Raw genomic sequence first — 12,494 nt, forward strand, 5'->3', positions numbered from 1 at the left:
GACTAAGAAGCTCTTAAAGGAGCATGCAGATACCTAGTCAGGAAGGCATGTTAATAAAGCTTGCCTTGACGATACAGCACGGTTGACAGCTTCATAACCGCGTGATTATAACAATTTTGACGGAGTGGCAAAGGATCGCCGAAGAAAGCGGGCAGGATGCCGTTTAACGTTGATTGCATTTTCTCATACAACATTTTATAGACCTGTTCCTCGGTAAAAAATTGGGTTTCTCTCCCTTGCAGCCATTCGAAATAAGAAACGATAACACCGCCGGCGTTTGCAAGGATATCGGGAATGATGATGGTGCCCTTTGCAGTCAGCACCTCATCAGCCTCGCCAGTGACAGGGGCATTCGCACCTTCTACAATGATGTGGGCTTTTACTTGATCGACATTGTCCTTGCGAACTTGCTCCTCAAGTGCGGCAAGAATAAGCACATCTACATCTAAATAAAGGACCTCTTCGCGGCCAAGAATTTGGGCTTTCATATCAAGCTCAGACAGTGCGGCTTCGTCCGAAGGCAAATCACCTTGGTGAGTCGATGCGTATTCAAGCAATGAAGGAATAGAAAGACCGTCTGGATTGTACAACGTGACGTTGCGATCGCTTACAGCTACTACTTTATTGTTCAAATAAGAGCATTTATATGCTTCCATTGCAGCGACTGAACCAACATTGCCGAAGCCTTGAACGGCGATCGACAGCGGCTTGTCCGCATGCGCTAACGCGGTTTGCACAAACGGGTTTGTGCTGCCGGCGAGCCAGCTGCTTTGCTCTTTAAGAAAATCATAAAGCATGTAACGGAAAGTGAAATAAACGCCTTTTCCGGTTGCTTCTCTGCGGCCCAAAGATCCGCCGTTAATGACGCTTTTGCCGGTGAAGCTACCGAGGTAAGGGTGACCAGGATGAATGCTTTTGTACTCGGCCATCATCCAGTCCATTTCACGCTCGCCGGTTCCCATATCAGGTGCCGGAATATCTTTGTCAGGCCCGAGCACGTCACTGAAATATTGCACATATTTTTTGCAAATGAGATAAAGCTCTCTAGCGGAATAGGAGCGTGGATTAATAACGACTCCACCTTTACCTCCGCCGAAAGGCACCTCGTGAAGCGCGTTTTTGAGCGTCATTAGCGCAGCTAGATTGGTTACTTCATCTTCGCTTACGGATTCGTGAAACCGAATTCCGCCTTTATAAGGCCCGAGTGTATCGTTATGCTGTATGCGATAGGCCGGAATTCGAACGACATTGCCGTTATCTACCGTAATGCGCAAAAAAGCTTTATGAACTTTATTTGGCGTGGAAAGAATAGCAGCAAGGGATAAGAATGCTTGCTCACGTGCTTGAGCTTGTAAATTTGGTAAAAAAGCAGGGTCTCCCATTAGTGCGTTTAAGGATTGCTGTACGATGGCTCCTGTTTGGCTTGCCATAACTAAACGACCTCCTATGTATTCAGGAATGAGATTTTATCAAGCTGCAGCGTATAATTGCCAAAGGATATGAGGCAGATACGCTAGCACTTGAACTCTAACTGTAACATATTGGAACGTTATAAGCCAAAACTAGGGAAAGCTTGATGTGCGAATAGTTACCAAATGATAGGGATTCAGCTTCGAATCCACTCTTATTAAGCTGGGTAACAGGAAAACTTCCCGTTATATTAGCGAATAAACGCCTTGCAACACAAATAATAGGAAAAACTCCAGCTTATTTCGATGCAAATGACTCATTAGTGGTCTTTTGCAGAAATTAACGGGAGTTTTTCCGTTTCAAGCATGGTAGAAGCAGCATTTGAGCGAGTTTAACAGCAGAAATTCCTGTTAGAATAAACAATTGGCGGCCGAGCGTGATCATTAAATATGCTATGTTAATTTGAGCAATAACGATCCGTGTGGAGGCAGAGAGAATGACAGCTCTTTCAAGCTCCCGAGATTCTCTTGTGTCCAAAGATTGCGTACGAGCGGAGCATCGGCTAAACCAAGCTGCGCAAGCGTCACGGCAACCGTATCCTCTTGATCACTCGCATTAAACAAAGCAACGTACAATGCATCATCGCCCTGTGCTGTCCATGCAATACGGTCCTGTTCTCGATAAAGCTGGCGTGCACCGCGTCCATTCCGATGAAGGGATAATACTTCCTCATTTGTGAGCAATGACAGCGTCCATTCGTCGTTGTCCCGCATTTCACCGCCAAACATAAGCGGCGATCGGAAAATAGCCCATAGCGACATCATCGTTACCTGCTCGTCCCGTGTAAATCTTGTCCAACGATCGCTGCCTCCGCCATCCACAGAACGAATGCCCAAATGCCCCAGCGGCAGCATATCACAATCCGGCCATGCTCCATCCCGAGCATGCGGCGCCCACTTCTCGCAGCGCTCAAACATCTCATAAAGCAGGTGCCACAAATCCCAGTAATCATCTGTCATTCGCCACATATTCGCATGCTCTGCAAGCGCACCCGCATGTTCGAGAGGAGCAGGACCAGGCGATAGGCTAAGCACCATCGGTCTGCCGCATTGTTCTATTGCGTGATGAATAAGCTTGATTTCATCCAAATGAATGCCGTAAATTCTGGAAGCGGCAATATCATCCACTTTAACGAAATCGACTCCCCATGAAGCGTATAAATCAAATAACGAATTATAATATTGCTGTGCGCCGTCTTTGGAAGCATCAACGCCATACATGTCTGTGTTCCACGGGCAGATCGAATTCGGATGTGCAATCTGGCGAGCGGTTATGTTTGTTCCAAGCAGGCTGGTGTCTGCATGAACGGCTTGACGAGGAATGCCCCTCATCATATGGATACCGAATTTCAGCCCGAGTGAATGAACATAATCAGCTAGAGGTTTGAAGCCTTGACCGTTCGCAGCGGATGGAAATCGGTTAGCTGCGGGCTGCAAGCGGGAATACTCATCCATCTCAAGCGGAACGAAAGGACGATATTGGGATGAATTTGCCCCTGGCTCATACCACTGAATATCAACAATGACATATTCCCAGCCATAATCTCGCAGATGTTCGGCCATATATGCCGCATTTCCGCGAACCTCGTCTTCTCTCACACTTGCGCCATAGCAGTCCCAGCTGTTCCAGCCCATAGGCGGAGTTGCTGCATAGTGATGATGTTTGGAAGTTGTATACATTTGATTTCGTCCTCTCTTATCGTAATATTGCTCTATACGACAATCGTAAAACGAAACGTTAGTCGATGACTAGCGTAATTTATTGCGTTGATATGTAAAATATTGCTCTTCAATCGAACTGTAAACGATCGATTGAAGGAAGCTCCTTGGCTAAGCGGAAATCAGCAGGAGGGAAGCCGACGCGGCTTCGAAATACTTTACTAAAGTAGCTGCCGCTCGAGTAACCAACCGTATGAGCGATTTCTTCGACCGTGAGGCTGCTGCTCCTAAGCAGCTGAACAGCCTTCTCGATTCGGAGCTTCGTTACAAAGTCCATTGGTGACATGCCTGTCGTCTTCGTGAACATTCGCGTAAAATAATATTTAGACAATCCAGCCGCAGCTGCGACATCATCTAAGCTTTGCAAACGATGGAATTCAGCTTCCATATAAGCTGTTGCCTGCTTAATTTGTAGCGGCCAATTCATTTTCTCCTGCTGCTGCAGCGTACTTGATTGCAGCAGTTCCATCATAAGACGATAAATAAGAGATGATGCTTGGTAGCTGTTCTGAATACGATTGCTGCGAGCCTCTGCATATAAATGTTGAAGGCTGCGAACGACAGCGCTTATAGGCTCAAATGTTGGTGTGGCACCGACGGCATGCAGCAGCTCAGACCACAGCGCTTGCATATGCTGCTGGCGGAATAATACAAAATAAAAAGTCCAGTGGTCGCTCGACTGCGGCAAGCAATAGTGATGATCTCCAGGGATTTCTACAAGGAAAGCATTGCCTGCATAGAGATCATGTGTTTCATCCCCGAGTCTGAATTGACCGAAGCCGGAGACGGTATATTGGAATAAGTAAAGCGGGCCGTCAATTCGTTTCATCCCGTCCCAGTAGTAGTTAGTCTCTGTTACCTCTTGATAGCCGGTTGCAAATAACTGATAGATGGGAAGCTGCGGCGGGTCTTGAAATCGATAACCATATACACCGTAGGGCTGATTCATCATCACTTGGAATAATCACCTCGAAGGAAGACGGATTTTCAATCTAGTATTTCATGATGGAAGGTGCTCGAGAAGAGATGCGGCAAATACCTGTTTTTATTTACGGTTCGTTACTGCCTGGTCAAAGCAATCATCATTTTGTTTCATCCTATGTGCAATCGATTCGACCTGGAAAGATCGCAGGGAGACTGGTGGATTGCGGAGATTATCCAGCGGCCGTTCGAGATGCTATTGCTAAAGAGTGCAATAGTATTATAAGCGGTCAATGGATAGTCGTCGATAGAGAAGGACTTGCATCCATGGATGAGCTCGAGCAATTTTATGGTCACGAGGAGCAAAATGATTATGAAAGGGTATGGGTTGCTGACGCAAAGGATAAGCTTGTTTCAGGCTGGGTGTACGTTTGGGAATCCGATAGAGGCTGCCCGGCAATCGCGGATGAATACTGGCCGCTATTTTTCGCTCGTAAAATAAGGGGCATTTTATAAAAAAAGACATAGCCTCTGTGAATTGCACAGGAGCCATGCCGTTGATTACGCCTTAATATGCTGTTTAGGCTTTATCTTTTTCATTATCTGCGTCTGCGGCATAAGCAATTAATGCGACTTCTGAGCCATAAGTTTTAGTCAATTGCTGCTCCAGCTTGCGAATGGCATCGAGCGCATCGCTTTGGTTATTTAATTCAGCGAGATGATAGTCCTTGTCCATCATTAGGGTTCACGTCCTTAAATTCATGGTTTTAATAGTAGAATGGGCATAAAAGTAGGTTGCTATACTTTTTTGCTTGACCGAACTGCAATTGTTCTTTTTAGAGCGGTCGAGTACACTGAAACAGTATGACATAAAGGGATGTGACATCTATGGGAAAATATTTGCTCCAACTAAAACAAATGGCGTCCGGCAGATGGGCGAAATATATGGCAATGGTACTATTGTTTCTTCTGATCGCCGCTGCTGCTTCTTTGTGGGTATCGCCGCCGCAGGCTTTTGCACAGCTGTATTCCGGAATGGAAGAAACAAATTTTGATCCTCACAAGCAGGTTGGCCATAATCATTCGGACGGGACACAATCAGAAGCAGGAATAACCGTTTCGCAAGCTTTATTTTACACGGTTAGAGCGATTTATTATGCTGCCTTTATGTTCGCTGCTGGATTAATGCTTTGGTCCATAACGCTGCCAAAGGATGAGGAATCCACTCTGAGCAAGCTCGTGCAAAAATGGAGCATCTATTCGCTTAGAGGATTGCTGCTTGCCGTGTTGCTATTCGTATTTGTTCATGCGAGTCAATTAATGAAGGGATATGACGGCGGTAATTCGAATGAATGGGTCCGCTTGCTGACGGAGACGTCCACCGGACAATCGTGGCTTGCACTGATCGTACTTTCGCTGCTTGGATTTACGGTTCTGCGAATGCATGATTCACTCAAAATGATTTGGGCTCTGCTGCTTATTGCGGTTGAAAGCTTTAATGGGCATGTTAATGCACTTCCAAGCAATACGTTTGCTATTGTGTTCGACTTCATACATATCGTCTGCTCTGCTTTGTGGGCTGGCGGATTAATGCTGCTATTGCTATTGTGGCGGACTGATCGCAAGGAGGCAGGGAGATTCGCCGAGCGATTTACGAAGGTCGCATGGCTGACAATCGTGCTGCTATCGATTAGTGGAATTGGCATGACAGCACTTCTTCTGCCAAGCTGGCGCTATTTGTTTTATACAAGCTGGGGGTTCATGCTGCTTGCCAAATCAGGATTGGTACTGATTGTTGCTTGCGTTGGATTTCTGCTGCATAGGCGCGCCAAACAGCAAAAGCTGCCTAACGGCAAGCTGCTGAAGCTGGATGGACTTTTGATGGCTTTGGTGCTGATTCTTGCAAGCATCTTCACTTATGTAAGTCCGGTTCCAGATACAGAGCCGTTATCCTATCATAAAATGGGTGAAACGCTCCATTACACGGTAATCATAACGCCAAATGGGCCTGGTCCAAATGACGTTAAATTAAAAATCTGGCTGCCTAAGACGCTTGGATCGCCGGCATCTGTACAATTTCTGCTTCGTACGCCGGACAATCCGAACAAAGCGGATATCAACGTTCCAGTGCGCGGCGCCAGCGGGGAAAATTATTTAGCTTTCCCAGGATTTTTAGAAACGGATTATGAATCCGATAAGTTCGAGCTGCCTACACGCGGGGCATGGGAAGCAGAACTGATCATTACGGATCAGACCGGCGCAGAAACGAAGCAGTTGATTCCGTTTCGGAATGACTAATGGGGAGAAAGGGAGCTGAGCAGATGTCGTATAAATGGCTGAAATGGCTAATTTTATGGATTCCGACGGTCGCTATCGGGCTATGGGAATATTTGCGCCACGCACTGCTGCTCCCGTTCATTTCGATGGATCTCGGCAATTTGCTCGCGCCTGTTTTTGTTTTTATTATTTCGCTGACGCTGCTCCGTGCGTTATTCGCTAAGCTGGAGCAAACGCAAGAGACGCTGCAGCGCGAGCGTATTGTCAAGGCGGCTCTTGAGGAACGTGAGCAGCTCGCTCGCGAGCTTCATGATGGCATATCACAATCGTTGTTTATGCTATCGGTTAAGCTGGACAAGCTGGAGCGGGCGGAGTCCGCTTCTGATGCACAGCAAACGACGGATCAGATTAGAAAAACCGTGAGGCATGTATATGATGACGTCAGACAATCTATTGCCAATTTACACGATGCGCCTTTACCAGCCGATATGTCATGGATGCAAAGCATCCACCATTTAACCGTTGAGATGGAACAGACCTCGGGCATTCAAACAACAGTGGAGTGGCATGTACAGGACGGCTTGTTGTCCTATAAGCAGAAGGTCGAATTACTGGCCATTATGCGTGAGGCTCTTATGAACGTACAGAAGCATGCGAAAGCAAAACAAATTGTCATTCAAGGTGAAGGAGTCGGAAGCTCCGATATGACGCCAAATACTTTCCGCTGCTCCATTCTCGATGATGGTATAGGGGCTGAGAAGGAGAAGCTTCACGGCAAAGGCAAGTATGGGGTCAAAATGATGCAGGAGCGAGCAGCTGCGATGGGCTGGACGATGACGGTACAGCAGACGAAACCGCAGGGCACAAAAGTCGAAATCATCGGAAGGAGTGATGCCAAATGACGGATAAAACGGCTAAGGTACGCGTTTTTTTAGTAGATGACCATCCCCACGGCCGGGAAGGCATACGCGATATAGTATTAAGCGATGACTCATTTGAAGTAATAGGGGAAGCGGCAAGCGGCGAGGAGGCAATCGCTGCGATTGAAGAATTACAGCCCGATTTGGTGCTTATGGACATTAATATGCCTGGCATTGGCGGACTCGAAGCGACGCAGCGGCTGAAGCTGCTCATGCCCTCATTAAAAATTGTCATGGTCACGGTCTCCGATGACATTACTAATTTATTCGAAGCGATTAAGCGAGGAGCGCAGGGTTATTTGCTCAAAAATCTTGCGCCATCCTCATGGATGGAATATTTGCGAGCGATATCTTTAGATGAAGCACCGATGTCGAAGGAGCTTGCCTTTCGCATGCTGCAGGAATTTTCGAAAATGAAGCCGCAGGAGACGAAGCATCTTGTGAATAAACCTCAAACGCTGGATAAAAATGCGTCTATTATTACGACTCCGCTGACCGACCGGGAGAAAGAAGTGCTTGAGCGGGTGGCTACAGGCGCTTCCAATCGTGAAATTGCAGGCGAGCTGTGCTTGTCGGAGCATACGGTAAAAAACCATCTGAAAAATATTTTGCAAAAGCTTCATCTCGCTAATCGCGTACAGTTGACGATTTACGCCTTTGAGCAGGGGCTTGTTGAACGTTAAAACTTTTGCTGAGGATGCACTTCAAACTATTCGACAAAAATAGCAGGATTCCAACAAAATTCGTAGAACTACTAGATTCATATCTTGCTTAGTTTCTGCTCGTATAGGTCAGATTCAATTTGGGGGGTAGTAAATGTCGAACGATTGGCAATTTCCCATCGATCGTGAAATTAAGCTGTACAATCGGCTGGATGAGCTTCAGCGTCTGAATGAAGGGCTTGAACAAATCGGTGCCGAGGCGGGCTGGTCTGAACGCGCAGTTCTCGACTTGTCTCTAGCATGCGAGGAGCTTGTCATCAACATTGTAAACTACGGCTTCCCATCTGGGGGAGAGCATCATATTGACGTCATTATTCAAGCTTCACCAACCAGCGTTGAAGTGAAAATAGAAGACGGGGGCGTTCCCTTTAATCCGCTGCAGGAGGCTGATCCTAGAGCACTATTAGAGCTCGAGCTGGAGGATCGTCCGATTGGCGGCTTGGGTATTTTTTTTGTGAAAAGGTTAATGGATGACATTCATTATGAATATGCGGGCGGTTTGAATCGCTTCCGCATGCGCAAGCAATTCGTACTTAATAGCAATGGCGATAAGCGGGAGGAAGCAGACATATGAACATTCAAGCAACGGAGTTAAATGGCATTACGATTATTCCACTAGAGGGAAGATTGGATGGAAATAATGCGACGATAGCGGAGCAAGCTTTCTTGAAGCTATTTGCAGAAGGCAAGCAGCAATTTATTTTTGATTTTACGGATTTGCAATACATAAGCAGTGCGGGACTGCGCGTTATACTGGTGGCGGCTAAGAAGCTTAGAGCCTCTAAAGGACAGATGGTTTGCGCATGTCTCGGCGAGCAAGTCTATGATGTATTTGAAATGTCGGGTTTTACAACGATATTGGATATGGCGAAGACACGGGAAGAAGCGCTAGTCAAACTGGGAGCAGGGGCTTAATGATGGTTCAGCTGAAGCTAGAGAGGCGGTAACGGTCTTGTCAGTACTCTATTTAATATTCGGAGCTGCGGGCCTTGGCGCTGCGGCATATTTATTCGTTTGCAATCGTCGTCTTACCGCAAAGCTGAGGCGTGCGGAAATGCTGTTTGATTTAAGCACGCAGGTTCATTCCTCGCTGCATCAGCCGGAGCTTATAAATTCGGTAAATGCAGCAGCGAAGCAGCTTATATTCGCAGAAGAGGCAGCGGTTGGTCTGGTCGATGACTGGGATTCGCAAGATAATGAGCTTACAAAAACCATGGATCATAGCGTCGGTGACAAAGTAAGCGTGCCGATGATGGCGAGAGGCCGCAAGGTGGGTGTTCTGGAAGCAACCGCTAAGATCGGAGGAGCTCGATTTAGTAGGGCAGATCATGAGACGCTTACTCAGTTCGCAAGGCCGCTGGCATTGGCACTGGATAATGCTAGACTCTATGAAGCGCTTGAGGAGTCGGTGGGGGAGCTGCAAATGGCAACAGCACTCAAGGATCGCCTTGAGAATGAGCTGCAAATTGCCGGCAGCATTCAGCTCAGCTTTCTTCCTACGACAATGCCTTCCGCAAATGAACCTTTTGACGTTTGTGCACTGTTGAAGTCAGCGAAAGAGGTAGGAGGCGACTTCTACAACTTTTTCAAAATAGACGAGGAGCATCTGTTTTTCACACTAGGTGACGTGTCGGATAAAGGAATACCGGCTGCGCTGTTCATGGCGATGACGCTTTCGTTAATTAAAGGGAAAATGAATGCGAAGCTGTCGCCAGGCGAGCTGCTGGAAATGGTCAACGATGAGCTTTGTACGGACAATGCGCAGCTATTCGCAACGATCATATGCGGCGTGCTGAACATTGCGACTGGCGAGGTTGTGCTTAGCGATGGCGGACATTGTACTCCTTACATTGTCAAAGCGGACGGCTCCGTTCTGCCGATTAAGCTCCCCAAAGGCATCCCGCTTGGTTCTTTCCCGGAATTCACTTATCGGAATCAGACCATCGAGCTTGAGCATGGCGATCGTTTTGTCCTCTACACCGATGGTATTACCGAGGCTGAGAACGAACTGCAAGAGCAGTATTCCACTAGTCGTTTACAAAATTTCTTATCTCAAACGTCCGGTTATTCTAGCGCTGAAATCATCGATGCGCTGCTGATGGACGTGTTCATGTTCGCGGACGGAGCTCCACAATCCGACGATATTGCGGTACTTTGCCTCATGCGCCGATAAGCGTAATGCATTCATATAAGGGTGAACCATCATGCGATTTTATGAAACAGGATTCGATTATTTACGTGACGAGCTCGCTTTGCTGGAACAAGGGCTGCGAGTTCTTCTTGCAGATTTTGAGAGCAAGGAAATCGATGGTCAAACGCCAATGTCAATGCGCGGCCTCGTCGTTAATGCTATCGATATAGAACGATCGTTTCTAGGAAACGAGTCTTTACAGGAAGAAGATACATTAGCTTCGTTTAGACAATTTCGCTTAGAAGCGGAACGACAGTTTTCACATCATATCCATGACAGCGTAAGCGAGGGAGCAAGGCTCCCGTTCGCTTATTTGTCATGGACTCTTCGTCTTTCGACATGGGAAAAACGCTGCGTTATGTTATGCCTTGCAGCTGAGCTTGATTCACGTTATGAAAGCTGGTTTGGCTATTTGAATGACGACGTTACGCTGCGGGTGCCTACTGCGGAGCTTGCGCTGCGATTGTTAGGAGATTCGAAAGAAGAGTTTTATCATGCTCGTTCGCTGCTCGCAGGTTATTCGACCCTTGGCAGATTTGTGCTGAGATCAGGCAGAGCGGCAGTACCCGCTGAGAGAAGCATGCTGAAGCAGCCGCTGCGCATGGACGCCCGTATTATCTCGTTTCTGCTGGATACTGAAAAGCTGGATTCCAGAATTGAAGACGTTTGTACCTTATACGATGGGGCGAGGTCAGCTCCAGAGCTGGCGTTTAATTTCGAGCTTCAAGACATGCTGCTGCAAATTGTGCAAAGGGAACGATCCTTCAAGGGAGACAAAGCATTCACTCAAGATGATGAGAATGAGCAGTATGAAATACCGTTTATTCAGTTAAGCGGACCTTCGGGCGCCGGCAAAAAGCTGCATGCCAGACATCTGGCTCAGTCTTTGGAGCAGCCGCTGCTGCTTGTCAAGCTAGACAAGCTTGCTAAGGATGAAGATGCGATGACGGAGCAGTTGAACAATCTTGTACGTGAATCGCTCTTATCTGTAGCTGTTTTATGCTTCGATGAGGGGGAGGGTGAAAGAAGCGCAGCTGAGGGCTGGCCTCATCAGCAGGAAAGGGTTCGCAAGGCGCTTACTAACTATATAGAATTAGCAAGGCTCCCTGTCGTGTTATGGCTGACGCGTGTAGAAAGGCGTGCCTCACAGCTGCCGCTTCCAGCGTTTTCTGCATTAACGAGCCACACTGTGCATGTTCCTAACGCAGAAGTGCGATTGCAGCTCTGGCAGCGCTGCAGCGATGAAAGAGCGGATCGTAGTCTGCTCAGACATTTAGCCGATAAGTATGCTTTTACAGCTGGGCAGATCGAGGGAATGAGCAAACAAGCAGATCGCCTAGCTTACCATCACAAGAACGAGTTCCCTACACTTGATGATTATGCCCATGGCTCGCGAACACAGGTTCAGCATCGTTTGTCCGAGCTTGCGGAGAAGCAACGGCTAGTTCGGCGATGGGATGATCTGATATTGCCAGAGGAGCCGCTGGAGCTTCTTAAGGATGCGTGCAGCAGGCATAAGCATAGCGAAACGGTGTTTAATCGATGGGGCTTTGGTCATAAGCTTCCTTATGGTCGAGGTTTAAGCATGTTGTTTGCTGGGCCTCCTGGCACGGGTAAAACGATGGCAGCCGAGGTCGTTGCGGGAGAGATGGGTCTAGAGCTTTACCGTATTGATCTGTCACGCGTTGTGAGCAAATATATCGGAGAAACGGAAAAAAACTTGAGAGAGCTGTTCGCAGAAGCGGAAAGCAGCGGCGCTGTCCTGTTTTTTGACGAAGGAGACTCCTTGTTCGGCAAACGAACGGAAGTAAAAGATTCAAATGATAGATTCGCGAATATGGAGGCATCCTATCTTCTGCAGCGCATTGAAAGTTTCGAGGGTATCTCGATTCTAGCAACCAATTTACTGCAAAATATGGACGAAGCTTTTTTGCGAAGAATGCAGGTAATCGTTAACTTTCCATTCCCGGATGCAGCCCATCGGGAGCAAATTTTCCGCTCGCTGCTGCCTAAGGATGCGCCGCTTGATCCTGACCTTGATCTGTCATTTCTAGCAGCGCGCATCGATGCATCGGGCGGTCATATTAAAAATATTGTCCTGTCTGCCGCGTTTATGGCTGCCTCAGAGCAAGCTTTAATCGGCATGAGGCATATGGTCCGTGCGACACGCCAAGAGCTCCACAAGATGGGGAAAATTGTCGTGAAAGAATCGTTCGAACCATATAACTAGCAAGTTTTTCTCAATAATTTGTTGTAAAATGTAGTAATTTTACTG

Annotated in this window: 12 protein-coding genes; 8 read left to right on the forward strand and 4 right to left on the reverse strand. The window is 47.4% G+C overall.

The genetic code is table 11. The features are described from left to right. Positions 1–50: 50 nt before the first annotated feature. The 3 genes from AC1DOV_RS08385 to AC1DOV_RS08395 form a co-directional block, all read right to left on the reverse strand. Positions 51–1,430 carry a Glu/Leu/Phe/Val family dehydrogenase gene (locus AC1DOV_RS08385; protein WP_477549689.1) on the reverse strand — a complete coding sequence of 460 codons (1,380 nt, stop codon included), beginning with the start codon at positions 1,428–1,430 and terminating at the stop codon, positions 51–53. 432 nt (positions 1,431–1,862) lie between these two features. Further along, on the reverse strand, positions 1,863–3,149 hold the full coding sequence (locus AC1DOV_RS08390) for a glycoside hydrolase family 27 protein (protein WP_477549690.1): 1,287 nt from the start codon (positions 3,147–3,149) through the stop codon (positions 1,863–1,865). 109 nt (positions 3,150–3,258) lie between these two features. Next, positions 3,259–4,140 (reverse strand): helix-turn-helix domain-containing protein, encoded by an 882-nt coding sequence (locus AC1DOV_RS08395; protein ID WP_477509466.1) that lies wholly within the window; start codon positions 4,138–4,140, stop codon positions 3,259–3,261. Between the two features lie 74 nt (positions 4,141–4,214). Between AC1DOV_RS08395 and AC1DOV_RS08400 the strand changes: the two genes are divergently transcribed. Next, the gene (locus AC1DOV_RS08400; RefSeq protein ID WP_477509376.1) at positions 4,215–4,625 is read left to right on the forward strand and encodes a gamma-glutamylcyclotransferase family protein; all 411 of its coding nucleotides are present in this window, start codon (positions 4,215–4,217) and stop codon (positions 4,623–4,625) included. A 64-nt stretch (positions 4,626–4,689) separates the two neighbouring features. On the opposite strand, the gene AC1DOV_RS08405 is transcribed toward AC1DOV_RS08400, so the two are convergent. Then, positions 4,690–4,848 carry a hypothetical protein gene (locus AC1DOV_RS08405; protein WP_339207657.1) on the reverse strand — a complete coding sequence of 53 codons (159 nt, stop codon included), beginning with the start codon at positions 4,846–4,848 and terminating at the stop codon, positions 4,690–4,692. A 149-nt stretch (positions 4,849–4,997) separates the two neighbouring features. Here AC1DOV_RS08405 and AC1DOV_RS08410 point away from each other — a divergent pair, with 149 nt between their 5' ends. The 7 genes from AC1DOV_RS08410 (at position 4,998) to AC1DOV_RS08440 (ending at position 12,449) form a co-directional block, all read left to right on the forward strand. Then, the gene (locus AC1DOV_RS08410) at positions 4,998–6,407 is read left to right on the forward strand and encodes a copper resistance D family protein (protein ID WP_477549691.1); all 1,410 of its coding nucleotides are present in this window, start codon (positions 4,998–5,000) and stop codon (positions 6,405–6,407) included. Positions 6,408–6,430: 23 nt separating this feature from the next. Beyond that, positions 6,431–7,288, forward strand: coding sequence for a sensor histidine kinase (locus AC1DOV_RS08415; RefSeq protein ID WP_441879065.1), 858 nt, complete (start codon positions 6,431–6,433; stop codon positions 7,286–7,288). Further along, complete coding sequence (locus AC1DOV_RS08420; protein WP_339207661.1) at positions 7,285–7,989, forward strand: response regulator transcription factor; 705 nt, start codon at positions 7,285–7,287, stop codon at positions 7,987–7,989. The genes AC1DOV_RS08415 and AC1DOV_RS08420 overlap by 4 nt, the downstream gene beginning before the upstream one ends. Positions 7,990–8,122: 133 nt before the next feature. After that, the gene (locus tag AC1DOV_RS08425) at positions 8,123–8,602 is read left to right on the forward strand and encodes an ATP-binding protein (RefSeq protein WP_339207663.1); all 480 of its coding nucleotides are present in this window, start codon (positions 8,123–8,125) and stop codon (positions 8,600–8,602) included. Beyond that, a complete protein-coding gene (locus AC1DOV_RS08430; protein ID WP_441879062.1) occupies positions 8,599–8,943 on the forward strand; it encodes an STAS domain-containing protein in 345 nt (114 codons plus the stop codon). Before AC1DOV_RS08425 ends, AC1DOV_RS08430 begins: the two co-directional genes overlap by 4 nt. Positions 8,944–8,980: 37 nt before the next feature. Continuing rightward, complete coding sequence (locus AC1DOV_RS08435) at positions 8,981–10,201, forward strand: PP2C family protein-serine/threonine phosphatase (RefSeq protein ID WP_441879060.1); 1,221 nt, start codon at positions 8,981–8,983, stop codon at positions 10,199–10,201. A gap of 31 nt (positions 10,202–10,232) precedes the next feature. Then, on the forward strand, positions 10,233–12,449 hold the full coding sequence (locus tag AC1DOV_RS08440; RefSeq protein WP_477549692.1) for an AAA family ATPase: 2,217 nt from the start codon (positions 10,233–10,235) through the stop codon (positions 12,447–12,449). Positions 12,450–12,494 lie beyond the last annotated feature (45 nt).

This window comes from Paenibacillus sp. 01T47 (assembly GCF_056398245.1).